Here is a 24620-nt window from a genome sequence, read left to right as displayed (position 1 = left end):
GGCTGAAGGGGTGACGGTCGTACCTCCTGCCTCTGGTGAGCCGCGTCGCCCGGACGGGCCGCGGAACCCGGGTGATGCCTGGGTGATCGCGGCGTCGGGCGAGAAATACTGGGGGCGTTTCGGCGCTGCCGGTCTTCTCGCCTTTCACCCGGCCCGGGGCATCCTGCTGCAGCATCGCGTCTCTTGGAGCCACTTCGGTGGCACCTGGGGGCTTCCCGGTGGGGCGCTGCACGAGGGCGAGAGCGCGATCGTCGGGGCGATCCGTGAGGCGCAGGAGGAAGCGGGCGTGCCTGATGGGGCGGTCCGTCCTCGGTTCACCAGCGTGCTCGATCTGGGCATCTGGTCGTACACGACGGTCATCGCCGATGTGCAGGTGCCCTTTGACCCGGTGATCAGCGACCCGGAGAGCGTGGCCCTCGAGTGGGTGCCCATCGATGAGGTCGACGAGCGACCGTTGCACCCCGGGTTCGCCTCGGCATGGCCGATGCTGCGGGCGCTGCTCGAGGTGCGGCCGGTGGTCGTGGTCGATGCCGCGAATGTCGTGGGGTCCGTGCCCGACGGCTGGTGGAAGGACCGTGCGGGAGCGGCGGCGCGCCTTCGTCTCCGGCTGGAGGCGCTGGTGGTCCCCGCGGAGGATCTGGATCTCGGCGGAGACGAGTGGTTCCCCGAGGTCTCGATGGTGGTCGAGGGTCAGGCACGGGACATCGATGACGAAGCGAGCACGGTCGCCGTGGTTCGAGCCGAGGGCGCGGGTGACGACGCGATCGTCGCCGAAGTCGAGCGCCGCGTCGCTGATGTGCGCACAGTCGTCGTGGTCACCAGCGACCGGGAGCTCAGCGAACGAGCTGAGCGCGCCGGTGCCGTGAAGGTCCGATCTGCCGGGTGGCTGCTCCAACTCCTCGCGGCGCACGGCTGACTTCTGCTCCAGCTTCTCCGTCATCGTCATTCAGACGAACATCACGCGTCGGGGTGGCGGGTCGACGTAGTCACGCCCCAGCGGACTGTGCCAGGTGACGCTGCCGTCCTTCTCCTGCTGGGCGTTCCAGCGATGCGTGTCGGGGATGTCCGGATGCTTGAGGGTGTGATGGCTGCGGCAGAAGTGGCCGAGGTTGTCGAGGCTGGTCTTTCCGCCCTTGGCGTGATCATGGTTGTGGTCGATCTCGCACCGGTGGGCTGGCATGCGGCACCCCGGGAACCGGCAATGACGGTCGCGCGCGCGGAGGAACCGGCGCATCCCCTCGGTGGGCGTGTAGGTGTCGGTCTCGATCACCATGCCGGACGGGTCGAGGAAGAGCCGGGTCCAGCCGGTGTTACGACCCGCGAGGTCGCGGGCGATGTCGGGATGCAGCGGTCCGTGGCCGTCGAGTTCGGCGGGGTTGTCGTCCGCACCAGTGAGCGTGGTCGCCGAGACCGTGACCTGCACTCGAGCGTGAATGCCGTCGAGGCCGTCTCCGTGCGCGGCGCTGGGGTCTGCGGTCAGGAGAAGATCGGTGAAGAGATCGGCTTCCGTCTGCGCCCACGTCCGCGTGTCGACAAGGAGATGCTCGACCGTGGGGTCGGTCGCGAACATGTCACCGTCGGCGCTTTGGATCACCCTGCTGTCGTACGGGTCGAACGCTGGGTCGTCGAGCGAGAGATCTCCGGGATCGATACCTTCGCCGTCGTCGTCGAACCACCAGGGGAGAGGCGTGACTTCGCGGTTGTCTCGGGCGCGTACGACCGCGCGAGTCATGCGGTTCAGCCTGTCGGCGATCGCGGTGGCGATCCACTCGGGGAGTACGGCGGTGAGCAGCGCCAACCCGTCGTCGAGCGACTTCACCGTCACGCATCGTTCTTCGGCGGCGCGTCGGTGTCTTTCAACCAGCGTCTCGCCGACGAGGGCGGCAGCGACCTGACGTGCATGCGCTTTCGTGCGCGCAGCTGTGTCTTGTTCGGCGACAACGAGAACCGCGGCCTCGAAGAGCTCCATGACAGTGGCATCGACCTTGCGGTTGCGGATGGCTTCGGCGACGACGGCACCCGCCCTCGCGATCTCACGCACATGTTGGACGCTGACGGCCCCACTCGCGAAGGAGGCTCGGACGGCGGGGAGATGGGCCTGCAACGCCTGCGCATCGGCAAAGGCGAATTCCACCGAACCCTTCGAGAGATGGCCGGCCGCGGAGAACTCCGCGACCATAGAGCGGTAGATCGCTTCGCGATGGAACGGACTTGCGGCGACATCGGCGTCGTGGAGGGCGATCTGCTCGACGAGCAACTCTGCTGCTTCGGCTTCGAGCGTGGCGATCCGACGCCTCGTCGCGACCCACGCATCCACGATGCGACGCCTCTCGTCGAGGTCGAGATCGGTCGTGTTCGCCATGCCTCCAGTTTAGAACGTATGTTCGAAGGAGTCGAGGTGTCGGAGACGACGCATGCCGGGATATCAGTTCAGACGGTCGTCGTGGCGACCGCGTAGCTTGTCGATGTCGCGGCGTTCGCGTTTGGTCGGGCGCCCCGCGCCGCGATCCCGAAGGCCGAGGGCGGCCTGTGGCTCGCGTTCGGGTGTCTTGTCCTCATAAGCAAGAGCCGCGAGAGGCGCCCCGACGCGCTTGACCAGGAGCTGGCGGACGATGAGGATCCGGTCGAATCCGGCGATGCGGATGCGCAGTTCGTCGCCCACCCTGATCTGCTGCGCCGCCTTCACCTTGTCGCCGTTCACTCGTACATGCCCCGCACGGCATGCGGTGGTCGCCGCCGACCGCGTCTTGTAGACGCGGATCGCCCAGAGCCAGCTGTCGACGCGTGCGGCGTCCATCACCTGGTCCGCTTCTGCAACGCGATCAGGGCGCCGGCGACGATGAGGCCCTGGCCGAGGGTGTAGGTGAGCATCACAGCGGGGCTGCTCCAAGCCGGGAGCCCCGAGGGGAGGAACAGTCGAAATGCGAGGAGCGTGTCGCTGGCGAGGAAGAACGCTCCGCCGACCGCGATGAGCGGGTGGCAGCGGGCCGAGAATGCTGCCGTGCCGCCGAGCACGAGTCCGTAGACGGCGACCGCGATCAGCAGCCCGCCCGTGTGCGGGCCCACGACCGCAATCATCGCGATCCACCAGCCGACGTAGACCAACGCCCACCACGGCATCCGCCGGCGTGCGAGGTGGCGAGCGAACAACAGGATGTATGCCAGGTGCGCGATACCGAAGAAGAGCAGCATCAGCGGCAGCTCCGGTGCGCCGGGGAAGAGGGCTCCCGCACTGTCGCCGAGCCAGGAGAACAGGACCGCTGCGAGGAGCAGGATCAGTGTCGCCGGAGGCTTCAGCCAGCGCGCGGACAGTGCCACCGGAACCGCCAGCAGCGGCATCAGGAAGAGTTTGGTCGGGCTGGCGAGCGGACTGTCCACCGCGAGGAGCACGACATGCAACAGCGAGACCGCGGCGTACGGGAGGAACGCCCACACGATCGATGAGGAAGGCGTCCGCCGCTGCATCTCCCCATCGTAGGGTCGCGGCGTTGCGGCCGTAGGCGCCGTGTTCTTCACGCGGACACTCAGGATTCGACGGTGACCTGATCGACGGTGTCGTCGACGCCCAGGTGTGCAGCGGGCCAGTAGCCCTCGGGGAAGTGTTCGCCGCAGGTGTCCGTCAGGTGCAGGACCACGGTTCCGTCGGAGGAGGCCTCGATCGTCTCGAGTGCGAGGTCGGCGAAGGCATCATCGAGTTCGTGTGGCTCGGGCTCACCGGTGCTGAAGTTCGTGACCACGGCGTCTGTCGCGAGCCGTCGCAACACATCGAGCCGCGCGATGACCTCGCGCAGACGGGGGAGGAGAGGCGTCACCTCATCGACAGTCGTTCCTTCGAGCATGAGGTCGAGGTCCGTGCCTGCGACCGAGACCGTCCCGACGAACCAATCATGGGTGAGTACGGAGCCATCGATGAGTTCGGACGTTGCCCGGGTGAAGGCGCCGAGCTCGGGGTCGTCGATGGTCGGGTGCGCATCGGTCATGCTTTCACGCTAGTGGCTGGCGAGCCCGCTGCACGCTCATGCGGCGAGGTCGAGCGCGACGAGAGTGCGCCCCGGCTTGAGTTCCGCCCTCTCGGTGAAGCCGGCGGCCAGGAATGTGCCGAGCGTGCCGTGGAACAGGTCGTTGGGGCGCTGCTTCTCGCCCCCGGTGTCGACCGGGTAGCCCTCGATCACGCGAGCGCCGGATCCGCGTGCATACTCGACGGCGGCGTCCAGCAGGATGCGGTTGAGTCCGGCTCCGCGATGCTCTCGCCGGACGACGAAGCACGTGACCGCCCAGACCGACTCGTCGTCGAAGGGCTCGGTCGTCGCGGCGGCGATGATGCGGGTGCGGGGGATCCGTGCTTGGCGGGTGCGGGGGCCGATCCGGATCCATCCGGCAGCCTCGCCGTCGATGTACGCGACGATGCCCGGCGGTGGTCCTTCGTCGATCTCGGCGCGGAACATCTCGGTGCGCTGCGGCGTCGTCGTCGCGTTCCACTCCTTGTTGGTCAGCACCGACCAGATGCACTGGCAGCTCGCCCCGTCGCCGCCGCCCGTGAGCGCGTGCTGGACATCGTTCCAGCGGGGAGCGGTCGCCAGTTCGGTCGTGATCGTCGCCATGCACGTGACGGTACGCGCGACCTCCGACACCCGCAACGCCTCGGTTCGCGGAGGCGGTCGAGATGCGGCTAAGATAGGGGAGTTGCCTGCGCGAGAGTGCAGAACAACGGGCTGTGGCGCAGCTTGGTAGCGCACTTGACTGGGGGTCAAGGGGTCGCAGGTTCAAATCCTGTCAGCCCGACCGAAAAGCCCTGATGAGAAGCAATTTTCATCAGGGCTTTGTCGTGTGAACAGTGGGCCAAAATGGCCAATGTACCCGCAAATGTACCCGCAAGGTTTTTTGCGAACTATCCCGACACTCCAAGCCTGTACGTGGCGCGCTCGCAAGGCAGGTGAGGCGAAGACCCTCGTGATTCTGGGGTTTATCTGCTCGCTGTAGTACTGGATTGCCCGGCGACTGGCCTATCGAATGACGTCTAACCACGGCGCAGAACCTCAGGTTTACATCCAATCGCTAGGCATGACGGTCCTTGTCAGGTGGGCATAGCCCACCTCGAGTGAATACTTGTCATACTGCCTAGGCAGCGCGCGTCCGACACGTAGTCGTATCCCGAGAGATCCCGTCAGATCCTGAATGATCCCGACCGACGTCCTGCGAAGCCCTGCGCGATCCCGAGAGATCCCGACGTATCTTGATCTCCATCCGGACCCTCGATGTGGTCCGCTCCATGAACCTGAGCCTAGAGCGAGGACGAGCTTTGTAGTGGCGACCGTAGCAGGGGGTTAAGCGATGCGCAGCTTCCAGCGATCTCTGGGCTGTCCACCCTGCTGCAGCTTGATGACGCCGGCGAGCTTCAGCCGGTCTACAACGGCTCTCAAGGACTGCGTATTGCCAACCTCGAACGCCTGACCCGCAGCCCCTGCGAATCCGGCGAAGTCGCCGGACATCGAACCGAGGATCCCCATGACCGTCTGCACGCTGATCGAACCAGCCTGCTCCTTCAGTTGCCACACGACATCCTCGTGGTTGCTGACAGCAGCGGCGCTTCGGCTGCTCACGTCAGCGTCGAACGTCGCATTGGCGAACCCGGAGGAACAGGTCTTCAACGCGATGATCGAGGGCTGGCGGAACCAGCAGTTGTCACGCGGGCTCCGCGAGCAAACGATTCGAAATCGGACGGCGACGGTGTCGCGGTTCCGTGATTTCGTGGACAAGCCCCCGTGGAGGTGGACGGTCGCCGATGTGGATGAGTTCACCGCGGAATCGGGCGGACGCACTCGCACGCTGTCGACGATGCGCGCCAATCACGGGTCCATCCGGGGATTCTGCGACTACCTCACGAACCCGTTGTACGACTGGATGGAGATCTGCGACCGGGAGTTCGGTGAGGTCCCGTCCCAGGTGTGTCTGCCGTGGAACACGGTCGCGCACCGGTTTGAGTTCGAGGGGGACGGGAAACGCCGCCCGTTCACGTACGACGAGATCGAGCGCCTGTTCGACACCGCCGACGCTCGCGTCGAGCTGCTCGTGGCGTCGGGCCGGAAGGGCGCTCTCGGGGCGTTGCGTGACGCACAACTGCTGAAGACGGTCTACGCGTTCGGGTTGCGCCGCACGGAGGCGGTGATGCTCGACACCGTCGACCTGCACCACAACGCAAAGATGCGCCAGTGGGGGCGTTACGGCGCGATACACGTGCGGTGGGCGAAGGCTGCAGGAGGTGGTGCGCCGCGGCGGCGGACGGTGCTGCTGGTGCCGGAGTTCGACTGGTGGGTGCCGGGCATGCAGCAATGGCTCGAGCAGGCCCGGGAACGCTTCGCGCCCGGAGTTGACCTTGACGCGCTCTGGGTGACCGAGCGTCGCACGCGTCTGTCCGCCGGGTATCTCGACCGGAGGTTCGCGGAGCTGCGGGACGAGGCTGGCCTGTCGAAGGATCTGACGCTGCACAGCCTCCGGCATTCCTACGTCACGCATTTGCTGGAGTTCGGCTATGCCGATCGATTCGTCCAGGAGCAGGTCGGGCACATGCACGCCTCGACGACCTCGATCTACGCCTCCGTCAGTTCGGACTACAAGAACCGGGTGCTCGCGGAAGCACTGAAGGCCCTCATCGAAGGAGAAGCTGATGACCGTTGAGCTCGACACCGGACGGAATCTCCGCAGAGTGATGGCTTCGCGCGGGATCTTCCAGACCTCCAAGCTGAAGCCACTGCTCGAGGAACGCGGGATCGACCTGTCCAGGGAGCAGGTGTATCGGCTGGTGACGCAACCGCCTCAGCGGGTGCGTCTCGACGTGTTGGCGGCGTTGTGCGATGCGCTGGAGTGCTCACTCGACGATCTCGTGACAATCGCTCGCCGAGAGGCATCGACCCCGGTGGCCGTGGGCGAGGAAGCGACGCGCGGGTCGATCGGTGATCTCCGTCCTGTCCGCGCAACCATCCGCCGTCCGCGTACGAAGTAGCCACGGTGGCCAAGCCTCCGCAGCAGCCGAGAGTCACGGAAGTTATCGACCTCGTGCGTCCCCTCGTTCCCGAGATCTTGCCCGAGCGTCTCGCTGAGATCGTGCATTCGGTTGCGCCAGTGCCCCTCACGCAGCGGCTTCTTGAGCTCGCGCTGATCAAGCAGCCTGGGGTCCTCGAGGGGCGGCATGCGAATGTGCCGGTGACCGTCCAGGATCTGGCCCGCGCGCTGGTAGAAGAAGGAGCAGACCGGGTAGTGCTGCCGACGTGCGAGTCCTGCGGCCGCTCGGTGAGAATGCCCCACAAGACGCCGAGCGGTGGTCGGCACTGCTCTCGTTGCGAGCGGAACGCCAGGTCCGTCTCCTGCGCTTCCTGTGGCCGGGTCCGACCCGTGCAGCGCACGATCGACGGACAGCGCTTCTGCCGCGAATGCTGGCGAGCCGACCCTCGATCGTTCGGTGACTGCTCGCGGTGCAGGCAGCACGCGACCATCATCGTCCGCCGCCCGGAACTCGTCTGCCTGGCCTGTTATACCGCACCGATCAAGACCTGCGGTCTCTGCGGAGAACCTGGCCGGGTCGCCTCCCACCTTGACGGGCGACGGGTATGCGCACGCTGCTATTACGCGATGCGTAGACCGCAGCCCTGTCCCGAGTGCGGGCGCAGGGTGTTCTTGACCGGTTTCATGAACGGTCAGAAGGTCTGCGCCGACTGCGCGGGCGCTCCGGTGACGATGGCCTGCCCTGGGTGTGGCTCGATCGAGGAGATCCGCAAGCATCATCTCTGCGTCGAGTGCCGCCGGCCCGTCGCGATCCAGCAGTTGCTCGCCGACGACGCGGGAGAGATCCGCGCGGACCTCCACCCCCTTGCGGACTATCTGCTCACGCACCACAGCAAAGCCGCATCGTTCGAACGCTGGATGCACAAGAGCAAGTGCGCGATGGTGCTCCGCGAGATCGCGGACGGAACCCTGCCACTCACCGCCGAGGCGATCATCACCCGAGCCCGGTCGGGACAGTCGGTAGCGTTCCTCCTCTCGCTTCTGGTCCGCTCAGGAGTGCTTCCGGAGATCGATGTCGAAGGCACGCGCTTCGACCACTGGCTCGATGGATGGTTGGCGGGCATCGAACATGCCGAGGACCGGCTGGTCCTGCGCCGGTACTGCACCTGGGAGCTCCTCCGGTCCACCCGGGCTTTCCGAGCGGTACCCCGCAGTACATCGAGTCCAGCCGCTGGCTTCCAAAGGCAACGGGCCGCGCTGAAGTACTGCGCCGCGCTTCTTCGAGAGATTCGGTCACAGCAAGAGACGCTGGCAACCTACCCGCAGCGCCGGCTCGACGCATATCTGACTGATTCACCGAGCCAGCGTGACGCGCTGGCACCATTCACTCGCTGGCTACGACGGCACCGGATGAGCACCCTCCGAGTCGAGTTCCGAGCCCATCGCCTCGAAGGGCGAAGCTACGCCTCCGACCACCGATGGCAGATGGCTCGCAAGTTCCTGTCGGATGCCGGCATGGACCCGAAGACCCGGGCAGCCGGGCTCCTCGTACTGCTCTACGGCATCCAGCTGACCCGCATCGTCACGATCACCCGGACACAGATCGATACGAGCTCGCGGCCCGTCACGCTGACCGTCGGGGCCGAGCCGATCGGGCTCCCCGAGATCCTTGGCGACGCCATCAGCGATCTCGCCGACGCCGCGAAGCACCATCCTGAAGGATGGCTGTTCCCCGGCCGGAACCCAGGCAATCACCTCACCCCGGGCCCGCTGAGCCGTCGTCTTCGCGCCGAAGGCCTGCTCGCGGGAAGCGCACGCACCACAGCGCTCATCGAGCTCACCCGGCAAATGCATCCCCTGATCGTCTCGGATCTCCTCGGCATCACGACCTCGTCCGCCGCCGCATGGTCGCGTCTCGCCGGCGGTGACTGGTCCGACTATCCGGCACTCCGTTCCGACCACGCCTGAACGAGCATCACACGTCAGCGCCCGGGCCGGAAATCGCTTCGCGCAACTGCTCGACGGTCGGCGACCCGGCGATCCCAGCTGGCGTGCGGAACATCCGGCAGGCGAGCCCGACGTGGGTACGCTCGTCGGCGAACGGGTCGATGCCGTCGACGAGCACGGTTGGGGAGCCGTGGAACCCGAGGCGCACGGCGTCCTCGGGGGTCTCGACCAGCTGACGTATGACCCTGACATCGGATCGGTCGTTGACTACTTCAGCGAGCCGCTGGTCGAGCACCTCCCAGTTGGGGCAGCCGTTGAAATACTGCAGGATGATCTCCATGATGGTCCTCTCAGTTCTCGTTGCCGCGGATCATCAGAAGCGCTCCGGCGATCGCGGCGGTGACGATCACGACGTCGGCGACGTTCCCGATGAACCAGTTCCCGTAGGCGAGGAAGTCCACGACGTGCCCCTGGGCGAACCCTGGAGCACGGAAAAGCCTGTCGCCGGCGTGGGAGGCGGCGGCCCCGCCAAGCGCGCCGATCACGATCGCCCACCCGGGGTGTCGGACACGGAACGCGAACACGATCGCGGTGACGGTGGCCGCGACGGCCACCAGCGCGAACACCCAGGTGGAACCCTCACCGAAGGAGAACGCCGCGCCGGGGTTGTAAGCGAGTTGCAGGCCCAGCAGGTCGCCGATCAGCGGGAGGCGCTCACTTACTGTGAGCGTGGCCTCCGCCCATGCCTTCGTCCCCTGATCGATCAGGAGGACGAGCCCGCCGAGCGCGAGTGCCCCCGCCGTGAGCCGCCAACGCCCCCTCTGCTGCCGCTCTCCCGACGTCAGCTCAGCATCGGCAGCCGCGTCCGGGGTCATGCGAGGACCTCGACGAGGCGGACGATGACGCCGGAATCGATCAGGATGAACAGGCCCAGGCCGATGAACACGACGGGTACGAGCCAGTGCTCGACGCGTTCAAGCGTTTCGGTGACGGCCTTGTGGGTTCCGATCAGGCGTCCAGCAGCGCACCAGACGGCGACGAGGACGAGGAACACCGCGATCATGACGACGACGTCGCCGGGCGAACTGGTGCGGAAGATCGGCGTGTAGAGGGAGATGTTGTCGGCCCCGTTGGCGATCGTGATCCCGGCGACGCCCCACAGCCCGACCGCGGTGATCTTCTCGTCGTCGTCATCGTCGTCACCGTTGCGTCGCAGGCCCCGCACGAGGGTCCAGATGCCGATGCCGAGCGGGATCAGGCCGAGGAAGCCCACCCATTCGTCGGGGACGATGGTCAGGCCGAGCGCGGCGATCACGCTGATCACGACGAGGGTGATGAACCCGAGGTACTGGCCTGCGACGATCTGCCACGGTCGCGGCTTCCCTCGGCTGGAGGCCAGGAACAGCACGGTCAGCACGACGATGTCATCGATGTTGGTCGCAGCAAACAAGCCGATCGCTGAGCCGATGGTCGCAAGCATCAGCTCTCCAGCCGTGGGGTACGCGTGCGGGCGGCGCGGAGTCCGTTGAGGATCACGACGACCTCGGCGATCTCGTGGACCAGCACCACAGCGGCGAGTCCGAGGACGCCGAACAGCGCGAGCGGCAGCAGCGCGGTGATGATCAGCAGCGACAGGACGATGTTCTGGTTGATGATGCGGCGTCCGCGGCGGGCGTGGTCGAACGCGCGCGGGATGAGGCGGAGGTCGTGGCCGGTGAACGCGACGTCGGCGGACTCGATCGCCGCGTCCGAGCCGGTCGCGCCCATCGCGATGCCGATGTCCGCGGCGGCCAGAGCGGGGGCGTCGTTGATGCCGTCGCCGATCATTGCAACCGACCCAGCCTTTGACAGCTCCCCGATCGCGGTCGCTTTGTCTTCGGGACGCAGTTCCGCGCGCACGTCGCTGATACCGGCCTGCGCTGCCAGCGCCCGTGCCGTGCGGGCGTTGTCGCCGGTGAGCATCGTCACCCCGACGCCCTGCGCCGCGAGAGTCCGCACCACTTCGGGGACCTCGGGACGCAGCTCGTCGCGGACGCCGATCGCGGCGACAGGGGCCCCGTCGCGGTGCACGATCACAACGGTCATGCCCTGCTCCTCCAGGCCCGCGACCTGGTCGCCGAGCACCCCGGCGTCGAGCCAGCGGGGGCTGCCGACGGTGATCCGAGTCCCGTCGATCTTGCCCTCGATGCCGTGCCCGGCCTGCTCGGTCACGCCCTCCGCAGCCTGGGCTCCGGGGGCTGCGGCGGTGATCGCCGCGGCCAGCGGGTGCGTGCTGTGCTGCTCCAGCGCAGCCGCCCAGGCCAGCGCCTGGGCGTCGGTCACGCCGTCCGCGGCGAGGACCGCGGTGACGGCGGGCTCGTTGCGGGTGAGGGTGCCGGTCTTGTCGACGGCGACGTGGCGGACCGTGCCGAAGCGCTCGAACACCGCGCCGGACTTGATGATCACGCCGAACTTGCTCGCCGCGCCGATCGCCGCGACCACCGTCAGCGGCACCGAGATCGCCAGCGCGCACGGGGAGGCGGCGACGAGGACGACGAGGGCTCGGGTGATCCACAGCTCCGGGTCCCCGAACAGCGAGCCGACCAGGGCGACCAGGGCCGCGAGGACCAGCACGCCCGGGACCAGCGGGCGCGCGATCCGGTCCGCGAGGCGCGCTCGCTCGCCCTTCTCCGCCTGCGCCTGCTCCACCAGCTCCACGATGGTCGTGAGCGAGTTGTCGGTGCCCGCCGCCGTCGTCTCGACCTCCAGCGCACCGGCGCTGTTGATCGCGCCGGCCGACACGGCGTCGCCGGGCTCGACCTCGACCGGGATCGACTCGCCCGTGATCGCCGAGGTGTCCAGGCTGGAGCGCCCCGCACGGACGACTCCGTCGGTCGCGATCCGCTCGCCGGGACGAACCACCATGACCTGCCCGACCGCGAGGTCCTTCGCCGCAATCTCCACCGAAGCGCCGTCGCGGCGCACGGTCGCGGTGTCGGGGACCAGCTTCAGCAGCGCTCGCAGCCCGCCGCGGGCGCGGTCCATCGCCTTGTCCTCCAGCGCCTCTGCGATCGAGTAGAGGAACGCCAGCGCCGCAGCCTCTTCGACGTAGCCGAGGACGACTGCGCCGACCGCGCTGATCGTCATCAGCAGCCCGATGCCCAGCTTGCCCTTGAACAGCTTCCGGATCGCGCCCGGCGTGAACGTCGACGCGCCCAGCAGCAAGCCGACCCAGAACAGCACCAGTGCCGGGATCTCCATGCCGGACCACTCAAGGATCAGACCAGCGAGGAACGCGACACCGGAGAAGACCGGCACCATGATCCCGCGGTCCCTCCACCAGGGCCGCTCCTTCTCCTCGCTCTCATCGACTGCCGTGGTCGTCGGCTCGTGCTCGCAGCCGCATGCCGCGCTCACGCGTCTGCTCCCGCTCCGCAGCAACCCGGAACGGTGCACGACGAGTCCACGCACGGAGCGTGCTCGTCGACAGCCAGAGTCACATCCACCAGCGCGATGAGAGCGGCCGCGAGGTGCGGATCAGCGATCTCATACCTAGTCTGGCGACCCTCCGGCTCAGCGACCACGATGCCGCAGTCGCGCAGGCAGGTGAGGTGGTTCGACACGTTCGAGCGAGTCAGCTCCAGCTCACGCGAGAGCACCGCCGGGTAGCTCGGTCCCTCGAGCAGGGTCATCAGGATCCGGGAACGCGTCGGATCCGCCATGGCCCGGCCGAGCCGGTTCATGACGTCGAGTCGAGAAGCAATAGTCAGCATGCACTGAACTATACAGCACAGGCTGATCAATCGCCGGATGCATCAGCCTCCGCCACAAGGCGAAACAGCAGTCGACATCTGATGAATACGCGACTCAGCAACAATCGGTGCTACCAGTACGTGCCAGCTCCTTGTGGAGCGCTCAAGCCCAAAATCCATGTACCCGCAAATGTACCCGCAAGCTCCGGGCTTTTGCCGGTTTTGACGGGATCTGACGGGTTGTGGGATCTCCCGACTTGCCTACTCCCGCAAGGGATCTACGGCTATCAAGCGTGACGGAGGGAGAACCCTTCTTCGACTCAAGGGGTCGCAGGTTCAAATCCTGTCAGCCCGACCAATGAGAGGCTCGGAATCGCGCGGACGTCGCGAGGTTCCGAGCCTCTGTCGTATCCGCCGCCGTGCTGTGGTTGTCCCGGCGCTATGCAGTTGCTCGGGACCAACCGGCAGGCGCTACTGCCAGAGCCGGGACCCGCTCGGCCGGTCTCCGCGAGAGTTTACGGGTCCGTAACAGAAACGTCTTGTCAGCGCGCGCCGCCCAGTTTACAGTGTGATTACTGGAGGTAATCGACCTGATTACCAGGAGAGAGGCACAGCCTGATGGACGACAGCAATCTCGGCGCTCGTGTGCGGGAACTGCGCACGTTACGACAGATGTCCACGCGCGAACTCGCCCGCCGAGCGTCCATCAGCGCGGGGTATGTCAGCCAGATCGAGAACGGCCAGGCCAACACCAGCCTGGATGTCGTGCGTCGCATTGCCGCGGCCTTCGGCATTCCGTGGACCGAGTTGTTCAGCGCCCAGCCCGCGGTGGGTACGGTCCTGCGGCGTGGCGAGCGTCCGATGCTCGCATCGGGCAATTCCGTTCGACACTTCCGCATCACGCAACCGCCGCTAGGCAACGTCGAGGTGCTGACCTCGGAATACGAGCCCGGCCACGGTGAAGGGGGCGAGAACTACACGCACGGCGACTCGCAGGAGGTCTGCGTGATCCTGCGAGGAAGCTTCCGCTTCAATCTCGGCAACCAGGAGTTCATCCTCGAACCCGGGGACAGTATCGACTACCGCACGTCGACCCCGCACAGCATCGTGAACGTCGGCGACTCCGTCGGCGAAGCGCTCTGGGTGGTGACCCCACCCTCCGCGGCCCCGCCCGTCACCACCTGATCCCGGATGCGGCACCGATGCCGCACCCCTGCACGCCCCGCTTCGTCGTTCGACGGCAGCGGTGTTCGGCGATCCCGAAAACGTTCCACCTTCACTACCGCTCCACCCGAACCGCACCACCCCGACTATGCGCAAGGAGACACCATGAAGACCATCCGGACCACCGCGGCAGCGTTCACCGCTGCCGCGATGATCGCTACTCTCGCTGGCTGCTCGACCGACTCAGGCAGCGCTGACGACTCGACCGACGCCCTGACGACGGTCGAGTTCGGTCTGCCCACGAACATGGGCGCCAACAACTCGCCGATGGCCGTAGCCGAGGCGCTGGGCTACTTCCAGGACGAAGGGCTGAGCGTCGACATCGTCGTCACGGGAGACTCGACCTCGATCGTGCAGGGCATCGACTCCGGCTCCTTGAACATCGGCAGCACACCCCCCGAGCCCATCTGGCAGGCGATGACGAAGGGCAGCGATCTGCAGCTCGTCTACAACTACATCCGCAAGCAGACCGGTTCGCTCGCTGTGCTCGAAGACAGCCCGATCACGTCGCTCGAGGACTTCGAGGGCGCTGTGATCGGCCAATACAGCCTCGGCACCTCGAACATGCTGCTGTCGGAGGGGATCCTCGCCTCGGCGGGACTGGAGCCCGATGTCGACTACACGCATCTGGCCGTGGGCACGGGCGCCGCCGCGCTGCAGGCGCTGACGACCGGCCAAGTCGATGCGCTGTCGCTGTGGGACACCGAGTATGCGGCGTTCGAGGCTCAGGGCACGCCTCTGCGCTACTTCACGACAGACGAGGTCGCGTCCCTGTTCTCCACGACGTACTTCTCCAATGCCGACTTTGCAGCGGACACCCCGGAGGTGATCGAGGGATTCGGGCGCGCCATGGCCAAGGCGACCTTGTTCACGGCGACCAATCCCGAGGCGGCGCTGCGCATCATGTACGACGAGTACCCCGACACCCTCGTGGCCGGCAACTCGATCGACGATCAGCTGAAGGTCGACCTGGTCGCCCTCAATGCGCGGATCGCGCTGCTGACCGCCGGCGACCCTCAGGCAACGCAGTCGTGGGGCGCATACGACGAGTCCGCGCTGAAAGCCTGGGGCACGTTCGCGCTGGATGCCGGCATCATCGACTCCGCTGTCGACACCGTCGCCGCGGCACCGAACACCTTCGTCGACGCGTACAACGACTTCGACGCCGACGCTGTCGTCGCCGAGGCAGAGAACTGGAGCGCCGAATGAGCACCCTGACCTTCACCGACGGCATCCCGGCGGTCGACCACCACTCCCATGCCGGGTACATACGCCCCGGCGAGCGGTTGGAGGGAATCGACTCCCTCCAACGTGAGAACGCGATGGGGTACCTCGAGGCGAATCTTCCCGTCGACGTGTTCGATGCGTTCGTCGCGGCGCGGGCCGCCGGAGACACTGGCGAGCTCCACCGGCTGGACACCCAGCACGGCATCCGGGCGCTCTTCGACGAGAGCAGCATCTTCCAGTCGACCTCGGTCTACGGCGTCTCACTCGCGGAGGGCACCCGTGCGCTGTACGGGGAGCTCGATCACGAGGAAGCCGTTCGGGTGAGCGCTCAGCAGCGAGAGGACGACTTCCCCGGCCTGTACGACCGGGCGCTGCAACTGTCTGACACGGCCTTCGTGCTGACCGACATCCCCGCGATCGATGCGCGTTCCTGGTCGCCGGAACGGTACAAGCCGGTCGCACGCATCGACCCCTACCTGTATCCGTTCGGTCATCCGGCGTTCGAGCGCCGTGGCTCGGATACTCCGCGATTCCGCCGGGTCTTCTCCTCGATCCTGCGGGACCTTCTCGATGCCGAAGGTGTCACCCAGCCGCCAGCGACACTCGGTGCCTACGTCGAGTTCGTGCGTGGCTCGATCATCCGCCGACAGGAGAGCGGGTTCGTCGGTCTGAAGATCGCCTCGGCTTATGTGCGTTCACTCGACTTCACGCGACGCTCGCGTGAGGAGGCCGAGGCGGCGTACGCGCAGTTGCGAGATGAGGGCGCGCTGGAGACCCCGGCGTACAAAGCTCTCGCGGACTACCTCGTGTTCGCGATCGCCGAACTGGCGGTCGAGCGGGAGTTGCCGGTGCAGATCCACACCGGCATGGGTCACTCCGAGCCGGGACTGCTGCTGTCAGGTGCCGACCCCCGCCTGCTGGAGCCGCTGCTGTCAGATCGGGCGCTGAACCGCCTGCGGGTGATCCTCATCCACGGCGGGTTCCCGTACACGTCGCACCTCGCCGCTCTCAGTCAGGCGCACGGGAACGTGTACCTCGACTTCTCCTGGATGCCGTATCTGCATCACCACGCACTGGAGCGGATGCTGCAGGAATGGCTCGAGCTGCTGCCGGCGGACAAGGTCATGTTCGGGACAGACACCGGGCAACCGGAGTTCCACGTCGCCTCGGTGGCCCGCGGACGCCTGCTGCTGGATCGGGTCCTCGGATCCGGTGTGGCGGACCGGTTGTGGACGACGACGCAGGCGGAGTGGCTGGCCGGTCGTGTGATGAACGGCAATCTCTGCCGTGTCTATGGGTTGGAGGCGTTGTGAGCGAGCTGATCGAGATCGAAGACCTGTCGAAGGTGTATCAGACCCGGACCGGGGATGTGACCGCGCTCTCGCATGTGGATCTGGGGATCGGTGAAGGCGAGTTCGTCTCGATCCTCGGGCCCAGTGGGTGCGGTAAGACGACACTGCTGCGGATCCTCGCGGGACTGGAGCAGCACACGGCCGGAGCGGCGACGATCTCCGGCGTACCGATCGGAGCCCCGCGCGGGGAGGCAGGGATGGTGTTCCAGAAGGCGACGCTGCTGCCATGGCTGAACATCCTCGACAATGTGCTGCTGCCGCTGAGCCTGAAACGGCGCATCACGGCGGACGACCGTATCCATGCCACGAGTCTGTTGACGATGGTGGGGCTCGCGGAGTTCGTGTCCAAGCATCCGCATGAGCTGTCGGGCGGCATGCAGCAACGTGCCGCGATCTGCCGGGCGCTCGTGCACGATCCGGCTGTGCTGTTGATGGATGAGCCATTCGGTGCCCTGGACGCGATGACCCGCGACGCGCTGAACGTCGAGCTCAACCGCATCTGGCGCGAGACGACGACCACCGCGGTGCTCATCACTCACAGCATCAGCGAAGCCGTGTTCCTCGCCGAACGCGTCGTGGTGATGACCGCCCGCCCGGGGAGGATCGCGGAGATCATCGACGTCCCCTTCGGAAAGACCCGCACCCCGGAGTTGCTCGGCGACCCCGAATTCGCCGCACTCACCGCACACATCCGTCGACACTTCGAGGTGGCAGCATGACCGCGCCCGCGCAGACCGCACCTATGCAGACTGTGGCGGCCAGACGGCCGCTCGTGAATACCCCCATGAAGCGCACTCTCGCCTCCTTGGGCGTGTTGGCGGCGCTGCTGCTCGTGTGGCAGTTCGTTCCCGGATGGACGCACACGCCTGAGTACGTCGTTCCGCCGTTGAGCGATGTCCTGGCGGCCCTGCTGGATCCGGCAGCCTTCCCGCGGTACATGGAGAACGCCGGCTCGACCATGTCGATCGTGCTGCTCGGCCTCGTCATCGGAGTCGTGGCGGGGCTGGTGCTGGCCATCGCGCTGGCGCAGTCGCCCACCGCCTACGCCGTGGTGTTCCCATACATCGTCGCGATCGAGTCGATTCCGAAGGTGGCGGTCGCCCCGCTGTTCATCATCTGGTTCGGGTTCGGGATGCCGTCGAAGGTCGTCGTCGTGGTGCTGCTGGCGTTCTTCCCGATGCTCGTGAACTCGCTGCACGGATTCCGTGGCGTCGACCGTGACCAGCTGGATCTGTTCCGGGTCAACGGCGCGAAGCCGCTGCAGATCCAGACCAGGCTCATGCTGCCCGCCGCGCTCCCGCAGATCTTCTCCGGGCTCGAGCTGGCCGTGGCCAACTCGATGATCGGCGCGATCGTGGCGGAGTTCGTCGGGGCGCAGAAAGGGCTCGGCGTGCTGATCCTGCAGGCGCAGGGACGGATGGAGACGGCAGCCGTTTTCGCACTGCTGATCATCCTGTCCGTGCTCGGAATCCTGCTCAATCTGGCGGTGCGGGTGCTGCGGAAGATCGTCGTCCGCTGGGAGATCACGGCGCGCTGAGCGCCACCTGCGGGGGCGGCAGGAGGGTCCGCCCCATTCGACGAGAGGGACGACATGACTTTCAGTATCATCGCCACCGACCCGGCCACCGGCATGGTGGGCGTGTGCCAGGGCACCGGGTCGATCGCGATCGCGTCGCGCTGCCCGCAGGTGGCGGGCAGCGTCGCGGTCACCAGCCAATGGCACTCCGACTGGCGTCTCGGTCAGCGCGCGTGGGATCTCGGGCAGACAGGGATGGAACCGCGATCGATCATCGCGGCGCTGGAGACCGCGGACCCGCACTTCCGCTACCGGCAGGTCGGCATCGTGATCGACGACGGCCGCGTCGCGGCCCACACCGGAGATTTCGTCGAGGGCGATCTGTACGCCGGCCATGTCGTCGGCGACGGCTACGCCGCACTCGGCAACGGCGTGGTGGGCGCTGGCGTGCTCGACGCCATGGCCGCGCAGTTCGAGTCGTCGCCCGGTCTGCCTTTCGAGGAGCGGCTGATGCGGTCGTTGGAGGCGGGGCTCGCGGCGGGTGGCGAGGGCAGGCGACATCTCTCGTCGGCGATCATCACGACCACGCGCGGTGCGCGGCGCGCTCGACTGGACCTGCGGGTCGACATCGCGCCCGATGGTGCGGACTCGATCCACGAGCTGCGCCGCATCTTCGACGAGTACGCTCCGCTCGTGGACTACTACGCCGACTACTGGCTCGACCACCCCGAGGTGACGAGCGATCAGTGGTTGGAAGCCGGAAAGCCGCTCAGTCGGTGACGCGGCATCGCTGATGACAGTGCGCGCCGCAGCCGCAGGCGCCGCCCGACCGCTGTCAACCCCCTTCGCGGTGCGAGGGCGCGCTTCGTACCGTGGCGTCATGGCGATCGAACTGAACAACCCCGCACTGCGCCACGCCCGCCAACTCGTTCGGGCCGGAAAGGTCGTCCGAGACGAGCGAGACGACTGGTCGGAAGCGGCGCCCTCGGCGGATGAGGAGAACGCCTTCATCGAGGAGAACGGCTGGACGGAGTTCTCGCACTGGCACCTCGGCGTCGACAAGACCGAGAACTCCGAGACGAAGCAGGCCTACAGCTTCCCGTTCGGCGACTTCCGACGAGTCCACCGCTCGGGCGTGATCTCGGCGGAGAGCCGAGCGGGCCAGTATGACCACACTGAGATCAGAGATGCGCTGAAGTCCCTTCTCGCGCTCATCGACGAGAAGGACTGACCGAGGCAGGTCTCCATCCGCACTCGCCCGGGCGCGAGCCCGAGAAAGGGAGGCAACCCCGTATGCGAGAACAACAGATACGGCAGCTCGACGCGTGGTGGCGTGCTGCCAACTATCTCAGCGTGGGACAGATCTATCTTCGTGACAACCCGCTGCTCCGCCGCGAGCTCGCGGTCGACGATGTCAAGCCACGCCTGCTCGGCCATTTCGGGACCGTTCCCGGGCTCAATCTGATCTATGCCCACGCGAATCGGCTGATCCGCGAGCGCGATCTCTCCGCCCTGTACATCGCAGGACCGGGCCACGGAGGCCCGGGGATGGTCGCCAACGCCTGGCTCGACGGGACATACACCGAGCGCTATCCCTCCGTGACCCGTGACGTGACCGGGATGACCCGACTCTTCCGCCAGTTCTCCGCGCCCGGAGGCATCCCGAGCCACGCGGCACCCGAGACGCCCGGGTCGATCCATGAGGGCGGCGAACTCGGCTACTCGCTCAGCCACGCGTACGGCGCCGCCTTCGACAACCCCGACCTGACGGTCTTCTGCGTCGTCGGCGACGGTGAAGCCGAGACGGGTCCGCTCGCCACCGGGTGGCACGGGAACAAATTCCTCAACCCGGTTTCGGACGGTGCAGTGCTACCGATCCTGCACCTGAACGGCTGGAAGATCGCCAATCCCACGCTGCTGGCGCGCATCCCCGAAGAGGAACTCGTCAATCTGATGCGCGGATACGGCCATGACCCGATCATCGTGTCCTTCGAGGCGACGGATGCGGCAGAGGATGTGCACCGTCGGTTCGGCGACGCACTCGAGACCGCGTTGGATCGCATCGCCGCGATTCAACGGACAGCTCGCGACGGGGCTACGGCCGACCGCCCCGTCTGGCCGATGCTCGTCCTGCGATCCCCCAAGGGGTGGACCGGTCCGGTGGAGGTCGACGGGCTGCCCGTCGAGGGCACGTGGCGCGCACACCAGGTTCCGGTACCCTCCGCGCGGGACAGCGAGGAGCACCTGCGGCAACTCGAGGATTGGCTGCGGTCGTATCGGCCCGACGAGCTGTTCGACGACTTGGGTGCACCGCTGCCCGACACCGTCGCTCTCGCCCCGGACGGTGATCACCGCATGTCAGCGACGCCTCATGCGAACGGTGGTCTGCTCCGGCAGGACCTCGACCTCCCGGACTTCCGCGGGTTCGCGGTCGAGGTCGAGTCGCCCGGCGCAGCGGACGCGCAGGCCACCGCGGTTCTCGGCCGCTACCTGGCCGAGGTGATCCGGCGCAACCCACGCACGTTCCGGCTGTTCGGTCCGGACGAGACCGCGTCCAATCGGCTGGCACCCGCGGTCTACGAAGCGACCGACAAGCAGTGGAACGCGCAGATCCTCGACCTCGACGAGCACCTTGCGCGTGCGGGCCGGGTGATGGAGGTGCTCAGCGAGCATCAGTGCCAGGGCTGGCTGGAGGGCTACCTGCTCACGGGAAGGCACGGCCTGTTCAACAGCTATGAGGCGTTCATCCACATCGTCGACTCGATGTTCAATCAACACGCGAAGTGGCTCGAGGCGTCGGCGCAGGTGCCGTGGCGCGCGTCGATCGCCTCGCTCAACTATCTGCTGTCGAGCCACGTGTGGCGACAGGACCACAATGGCTTCACGCACCAGGACCCCGGATTCCTGGACCTCGTCGTCAACAAGAGCTCCGACATCGTCCGGGTATACCTTCCCTTCGACGCGAACACGCTGTTGAGCACTTACGACCACTGCCTGCGCAGCGTCGACTACGTCAATGTCGTCGTGGCAGGCAAGCAGGACAGCCCGCAGTGGATGACGATGGACGAAGCGATCCTGCACTGTTCCCGCGGACTCGGCACCCTCCCGTGGGCAGGCACCGAATCGGACGGTGAGGAGCCCGACGTCGTCCTCGCGGCGGCGGGGGACGTGCCGACCGAGGAGATGCTCGCCGCCACGGCGATCCTGCGCGAGCGGGCGCCCGAGATCGCGACCCGCGTCATCAACGTCGTCGATCTGATGCGGCTGCAGTCCGAGGACGCTCACCCGCACGGGCTCTCGGATGCCGACTTCGACGGGCTGTTCACGACTGACCGGCCGATCATCTTCGCCTTCCACGGCTATCCGTGGCTCATCCACAGGCTGACCTACAAGCGGAACAACCATGCGAACCTTCACGTGCGTGGCTACAAGGAGAAAGGCACCACGACGACACCCTTCGACATGGTGCTGCTCAACGATCTCGATCGCTTCCAGCTGGTGATCGACGTACTCGACCGGGTGCCGGGCGCGGCCGAGCGCCACGCGACTCTCCGCCAGGAGCTGCACAACCGACGGGTCGAGGCGCGCGCCTACACCCGCGAACACGGCGAGGACGAGCCGGCGATCGCCGACTGGCGCTGGCCGGGATAGATCTCCGTCGCCGAGCCAGTCGCGGCACGCGCGATACCGGATCGAGCGCGATCTTCTCACCGCACCCCATATAATGAAGATAAATTCATTTCAAAGGGGTGACCATGGTGAGATCGCCGGAGCAGAACGCCGCGCTGCGCGTGGCCACACGCGAGCGGATCGAGACCGCAGCCGTGCGCGTCTTCGCGAGGCGCGGGTTCGCCGCATCGAGCATCAAAGACATCGCCGACGAGGCCGGCCTCAGCGCCGGCTCGATCTATCGCCACTACGCCAGCAAAGAGGCGCTGTTCGACGCCTTGCTCGAGCAGGCGTCATCCGGTCTGGTCGCAGCGTCCGCGATGCTCTCCGCCGATGCCGACCCCGTCGTCCTGGTACGTGAGTTCACCCGCGTGTTCGTGACCGATCTGATGAACGGGAACGGCGAGGCCGAGTTCTTCCTGGTCATCAACCAGGGATTCATCTCCGACACCCCGGCCGGTACTGCGGAACGACTGGCACGCACCCAGCGGCCGCTCTGGGATGCCTTCGAAGCCGTCGTACGTCGGGGGCAGGCGGCTGGACAGTTCGATGACGGCGATCCGGCGCAGCTGACCGCCTACTACTTCGCGATGCTCTCGGGCATCGCCGGCATGCGAACGGTCATCCCGACTGCGATGACCGAGGCGGGCATCGACCTGGTGCTCCGTCTGTTGATGAGAAAGGACGCTTCATGACGATCACAGTCGAACGCGGTGACACGCTGGGGGAGGCGTATCGCCGGCGCATCACCGAGGTCCTCGTCCAGGGGTTCGCCGAGGACTTCGAGTTCTTCTCGAAGGATCCACGGGTCCTCGCGGATGCGTTCGCGCACATGATCCTCCTCGACCGCTTCTTCGTGGCGCTGGTCGACGGAGAGCCCGCCGCGATCGCCTCGGTCACCGAGGGGCAGCAGGAGTGCTTCGACCCTGACCGTCGAGAGATCCAGCGCACGCTCGGTGGACTGCGCGGCCTCGTGTGCTCCTTCATCGTCCGGAGCCAGTTCCTCGGCGCGTACGAGGGTGCACGCCCCGGCCTGGCGGAGATCGGCTTCGTGACCACCGCGCCGCAGCACCAGGGCAAGGGAGTCGCCACGGCCCTGATGGGTCACCTGTTGCAGTTGCCCTACGACGAGTTCGTGCTCCGCGACATCAAAGACACGAATGCGCCCGCGCTCGGGCTCTATCGAAAGTTCGGCTTCACGGAGTCGAGCAGCCGTCGAGTGCGGTTCGCCGGACGTGCCGGGTTCTCCGCCTACGTGTCGATGAGTCTGAAGGCCGTGGCTTCGTAGCGCTTGCGCTCCGGGTGGTCGGCGTTGCTACGGTGTTTCGGGTGAATCGCTCTTCGGTCTTGATCCCGTTCGTGCTCACCTCCGCTCTTCTCCTGAGCGCCTGCTCTGCGCAGGATCCGGAACCGCCCGGAGAAGATACGACTATGGGGGACGAGACGATCAGCGTCGACGGTGGCCCCGATGTCGCCGACGTCTTCGACCGGATCGGCAGCTGCGACACGGTCGCGACCCATGTCGCCCCGTACATCGAAGGTCTTGTGCCGTTGGATTCCAACGCGGTGGACGAATACGGTGCGTACTGTCAGTGGGAAGCCCCCGAAGACCTCGCCGACCTCGGAGATCTCGCGTCCGTCGAGGTCATGGTCGTTCCCAGCGAGACCAGTGAGGTGGAAGATCCCGACATCATCGAGCAGGCCGGTTTGACGCTCATCCCCGACGGTGCGCTCGACGCGGCGGGAGGCATCGCCCACGGTCTCGACGGTGAAACGGCTGTGGCCGCGGTCACCGTCACATCCGTCCGCGTGCCCGGCATCAACATCGACATCACCGGTGGACAGTGGGGAGACCGCCCTGCCCTCGACGGGCCCGCGGCCGTCGGCGTGGCGAAGGGGATCCTCGGCATCGACTGAGGGTCAGCGCCGCACTGACGGTATCGAGCCGGTGATGCGGGCGGCGAGTCCGTCGGCGGCATCGAGGAACTCTTCGGGTCCGAGGATGGTGAAAGGGGCGTCGAATCGTAGGATCCACGAGAGCAGTCCTGCCCAGGACCAGGAGCCGACCCGGATGCGGCACTCGGAGGAGGAGACCTGTTCCATCTCGGCGTCGCCGAGCCAGGGCGCTACGTCGGCGGCGGGGAGGTGCAGGAGGAGCTCGCCGTGGCAGGGCCAGACGTCTTCGCTGACCGAGCCTTTGGAGCGCGCTGCCAGGAAGGTGCGAGCGTCTCCGGTCGGCAGAGCGCGTGGTGTGAAGCGTGTTCCGCCGGCGGACTTCGGGACCATCCTGTCGAGCCGGAAGATGCGCCAGTCGGACACGTCGAGGTCCCAGGCGATGAGGTACCAGCGACCGTTCCGCGCCAGCACCGAGTGAGGCTCCACGCGACGAGGCGGGCGATCGGTCGACTCACCGTAGTCGAAGCGGAGAGTCCTCTGCTCCTGGACGGCAGCGCTGACCGCTTCGAGCACCTGCGGGTCGACCCGCGACTCGGCTGCGGTGTCGGTGAAGCGGATGCCGTCGATCCGGTGACGCAACCTCGACGGCATCACCTGTCGCACGGTAGCCAGGGCCCGCGCCGCGGCCTCGTCGAGATCGACTCCGGTGGACGGGGAACTCTGCAGAGCCACCGCGATCGCCACCGCTTGCTCATCGTCGAACAGCAGCGGTGGAAGTTCTGCTCCTGCCGCGAGCCGGTAGCCACCGTCAGGCCCCTTGATCGCGGCGATCGAATATCCGAGTTCCCGTAGCCGGTCGACGTCTCGGCGGACGGTGCGCGTCGTCACCTCCAGCCGCTCCGCGAGCACGTGTCCCGGCCAGTCCCGGCGCGACTGCAGCAACGAGAGCAGCGCGAGCATGCGTGAAGACGTTCCCGACATGATTCCAGTATCCGCGAAGTAGAGGACTCATCCTGTCCTCTACGTCTTGCAGTGTGGGGTCACGGCATCCCGCCGTGA

Annotated in this window: 27 protein-coding genes and 1 tRNA gene; 16 read left to right on the top strand and 12 right to left on the bottom strand. The window is 66.7% G+C overall.

Annotated elements, in window-relative coordinates; translation table 11 throughout:
* Window positions 1-10: 10 nt before the first annotated feature.
* Window positions 11-916: an NUDIX hydrolase gene (locus E0W80_RS03720; RefSeq protein WP_131491334.1), complete on the top strand. Its 906-nt coding sequence runs from the start codon at window positions 11-13 to the stop codon at window positions 914-916.
* A gap of 30 nt (window positions 917-946) precedes the next feature.
* Here the strand turns inward: E0W80_RS03720 and E0W80_RS03715 are convergent, their stop codons facing one another.
* The 5 genes from E0W80_RS03715 to E0W80_RS03695 all read right to left on the bottom strand — a co-directional run bounded on the left by E0W80_RS03715 (window position 947) and on the right by E0W80_RS03695 (window position 4601).
* A complete protein-coding gene (locus E0W80_RS03715) occupies window positions 947-2362 on the bottom strand; it encodes an HNH endonuclease signature motif containing protein (protein ID WP_131491333.1) in 1416 nt (471 codons plus the stop codon).
* A gap of 63 nt (window positions 2363-2425) precedes the next feature.
* On the bottom strand, window positions 2426-2797 hold the full coding sequence (locus E0W80_RS03710) for an RNA-binding S4 domain-containing protein (RefSeq protein WP_194239265.1): 372 nt from the start codon (window positions 2795-2797) through the stop codon (window positions 2426-2428).
* Window positions 2797-3465 carry a lysoplasmalogenase gene (locus E0W80_RS03705; protein WP_131491332.1) on the bottom strand — a complete coding sequence of 223 codons (669 nt, stop codon included), beginning with the start codon at window positions 3463-3465 and terminating at the stop codon, window positions 2797-2799. Before E0W80_RS03705 ends, E0W80_RS03710 begins: the two co-directional genes overlap by 1 nt.
* A gap of 59 nt (window positions 3466-3524) precedes the next feature.
* Entirely contained in the window at window positions 3525-3980 is a 456-nt protein-coding gene (locus E0W80_RS03700; RefSeq protein ID WP_131491331.1) for a hypothetical protein, read from the bottom strand.
* 36 nt (window positions 3981-4016) lie between these two features.
* Entirely contained in the window at window positions 4017-4601 is a 585-nt protein-coding gene (locus E0W80_RS03695) for a GNAT family N-acetyltransferase (RefSeq protein WP_131491330.1), read from the bottom strand.
* A 107-nt stretch (window positions 4602-4708) separates the two neighbouring features.
* Between E0W80_RS03695 and E0W80_RS03690 the strand changes: the two genes are divergently transcribed.
* Window positions 4709-4782, top strand: a tRNA-Pro gene (locus E0W80_RS03690).
* A gap of 542 nt (window positions 4783-5324) precedes the next feature.
* Here E0W80_RS03690 and E0W80_RS19465 read toward each other — a convergent pair.
* Complete coding sequence (locus E0W80_RS19465) at window positions 5325-5846, bottom strand: hypothetical protein (RefSeq protein WP_276320526.1); 522 nt, start codon at window positions 5844-5846, stop codon at window positions 5325-5327.
* Between E0W80_RS19465 and E0W80_RS03680 the strand changes: the two genes are divergently transcribed.
* The 3 genes from E0W80_RS03680 to E0W80_RS03670 all read left to right on the top strand — a co-directional run bounded on the left by E0W80_RS03680 (window position 5836) and on the right by E0W80_RS03670 (window position 8967).
* Complete coding sequence (locus E0W80_RS03680) at window positions 5836-6675, top strand: tyrosine-type recombinase/integrase (protein ID WP_276320525.1); 840 nt, start codon at window positions 5836-5838, stop codon at window positions 6673-6675. The genes E0W80_RS19465 and E0W80_RS03680 overlap by 11 nt on opposite strands.
* Window positions 6665-7000: a helix-turn-helix transcriptional regulator gene (locus E0W80_RS03675; RefSeq protein WP_131491328.1), complete on the top strand. Its 336-nt coding sequence runs from the start codon at window positions 6665-6667 to the stop codon at window positions 6998-7000. The genes E0W80_RS03680 and E0W80_RS03675 overlap by 11 nt, the downstream gene beginning before the upstream one ends.
* Window positions 7001-7077: 77 nt before the next feature.
* Window positions 7078-8967, top strand: a complete 1890-nt coding sequence (locus tag E0W80_RS03670) for a hypothetical protein (protein WP_240740450.1) — start codon at window positions 7078-7080, stop codon at window positions 8965-8967.
* A gap of 7 nt (window positions 8968-8974) precedes the next feature.
* On the opposite strand, the gene E0W80_RS03665 is transcribed toward E0W80_RS03670, so the two are convergent.
* From E0W80_RS03665 to E0W80_RS03645, 5 genes are read right to left on the bottom strand one after another with little or no spacing between them, the layout of a single operon-like run.
* Complete coding sequence (locus E0W80_RS03665; RefSeq protein ID WP_026936351.1) at window positions 8975-9286, bottom strand: hypothetical protein; 312 nt, start codon at window positions 9284-9286, stop codon at window positions 8975-8977.
* A 10-nt stretch (window positions 9287-9296) separates the two neighbouring features.
* Window positions 9297-9821 (bottom strand): signal peptidase II, encoded by a 525-nt coding sequence (locus E0W80_RS03660; protein WP_026936350.1) that lies wholly within the window; start codon window positions 9819-9821, stop codon window positions 9297-9299.
* Window positions 9818-10426 (bottom strand): cadmium resistance transporter, encoded by a 609-nt coding sequence (locus E0W80_RS03655; protein WP_026936349.1) that lies wholly within the window; start codon window positions 10424-10426, stop codon window positions 9818-9820. The genes E0W80_RS03660 and E0W80_RS03655 overlap by 4 nt, the downstream gene beginning before the upstream one ends.
* Complete coding sequence (locus tag E0W80_RS03650; RefSeq protein WP_028707591.1) at window positions 10426-12342, bottom strand: cation-translocating P-type ATPase; 1917 nt, start codon at window positions 12340-12342, stop codon at window positions 10426-10428. Before E0W80_RS03650 ends, E0W80_RS03655 begins: the two co-directional genes overlap by 1 nt.
* Window positions 12339-12698 (bottom strand): metalloregulator ArsR/SmtB family transcription factor, encoded by a 360-nt coding sequence (locus tag E0W80_RS03645; RefSeq protein ID WP_026936347.1) that lies wholly within the window; start codon window positions 12696-12698, stop codon window positions 12339-12341. The genes E0W80_RS03650 and E0W80_RS03645 overlap by 4 nt, the downstream gene beginning before the upstream one ends.
* A gap of 597 nt (window positions 12699-13295) precedes the next feature.
* Here E0W80_RS03645 and E0W80_RS03640 point away from each other — a divergent pair.
* From E0W80_RS03640 to E0W80_RS03590, 11 genes are all read left to right on the top strand, one after another.
* The gene (locus E0W80_RS03640; protein ID WP_131491327.1) at window positions 13296-13862 is read left to right on the top strand and encodes an XRE family transcriptional regulator; all 567 of its coding nucleotides are present in this window, start codon (window positions 13296-13298) and stop codon (window positions 13860-13862) included.
* A 144-nt stretch (window positions 13863-14006) separates the two neighbouring features.
* Entirely contained in the window at window positions 14007-15110 is a 1104-nt protein-coding gene (locus tag E0W80_RS03635; RefSeq protein WP_165875381.1) for an ABC transporter substrate-binding protein, read from the top strand.
* The gene (locus E0W80_RS19300; protein WP_131491325.1) at window positions 15107-16441 is read left to right on the top strand and encodes an amidohydrolase family protein; all 1335 of its coding nucleotides are present in this window, start codon (window positions 15107-15109) and stop codon (window positions 16439-16441) included. The genes E0W80_RS03635 and E0W80_RS19300 overlap by 4 nt, the downstream gene beginning before the upstream one ends.
* Entirely contained in the window at window positions 16438-17199 is a 762-nt protein-coding gene (locus tag E0W80_RS03625) for an ABC transporter ATP-binding protein (protein WP_205802294.1), read from the top strand. Before E0W80_RS19300 ends, E0W80_RS03625 begins: the two co-directional genes overlap by 4 nt.
* A 65-nt stretch (window positions 17200-17264) precedes the next feature.
* Window positions 17265-18017, top strand: a complete 753-nt coding sequence (locus E0W80_RS03620) for an ABC transporter permease (protein WP_165875380.1) — start codon at window positions 17265-17267, stop codon at window positions 18015-18017.
* A 54-nt stretch (window positions 18018-18071) separates the two neighbouring features.
* Window positions 18072-18776 carry a DUF1028 domain-containing protein gene (locus tag E0W80_RS03615; protein ID WP_131491322.1) on the top strand — a complete coding sequence of 235 codons (705 nt, stop codon included), beginning with the start codon at window positions 18072-18074 and terminating at the stop codon, window positions 18774-18776.
* Window positions 18777-18876: 100 nt separating this feature from the next.
* Window positions 18877-19227: a hypothetical protein gene (locus E0W80_RS03610; protein ID WP_131491321.1), complete on the top strand. Its 351-nt coding sequence runs from the start codon at window positions 18877-18879 to the stop codon at window positions 19225-19227.
* Window positions 19228-19289: 62 nt separating this feature from the next.
* On the top strand, window positions 19290-21647 hold the full coding sequence (locus E0W80_RS03605) for a phosphoketolase family protein (RefSeq protein ID WP_131491320.1): 2358 nt from the start codon (window positions 19290-19292) through the stop codon (window positions 21645-21647).
* 104 nt (window positions 21648-21751) lie between these two features.
* Entirely contained in the window at window positions 21752-22360 is a 609-nt protein-coding gene (locus tag E0W80_RS03600) for a TetR/AcrR family transcriptional regulator (RefSeq protein WP_131491319.1), read from the top strand.
* Window positions 22357-22953 carry a GNAT family N-acetyltransferase gene (locus E0W80_RS03595; RefSeq protein ID WP_131491318.1) on the top strand — a complete coding sequence of 199 codons (597 nt, stop codon included), beginning with the start codon at window positions 22357-22359 and terminating at the stop codon, window positions 22951-22953. The genes E0W80_RS03600 and E0W80_RS03595 overlap by 4 nt, the downstream gene beginning before the upstream one ends.
* Before the next feature lie 143 nt (window positions 22954-23096).
* Window positions 23097-23582: a hypothetical protein gene (locus E0W80_RS03590; RefSeq protein WP_131491317.1), complete on the top strand. Its 486-nt coding sequence runs from the start codon at window positions 23097-23099 to the stop codon at window positions 23580-23582.
* A 3-nt stretch (window positions 23583-23585) separates the two neighbouring features.
* Here E0W80_RS03590 and E0W80_RS03585 read toward each other — a convergent pair whose 3' ends face one another.
* On the bottom strand, window positions 23586-24542 hold the full coding sequence (locus E0W80_RS03585) for a WYL domain-containing protein (protein ID WP_131491316.1): 957 nt from the start codon (window positions 24540-24542) through the stop codon (window positions 23586-23588).
* Window positions 24543-24620 lie beyond the last annotated feature (78 nt).

Origin of the sequence: Microbacterium sp. PI-1 (assembly GCF_004337555.1) — a bacterium.
GTDB lineage: Bacteria > Actinomycetota > Actinomycetes > Actinomycetales > Microbacteriaceae > Microbacterium > Microbacterium aurugineum.
This window is presented reverse-complemented; position numbering and strand designations above follow the sequence as displayed.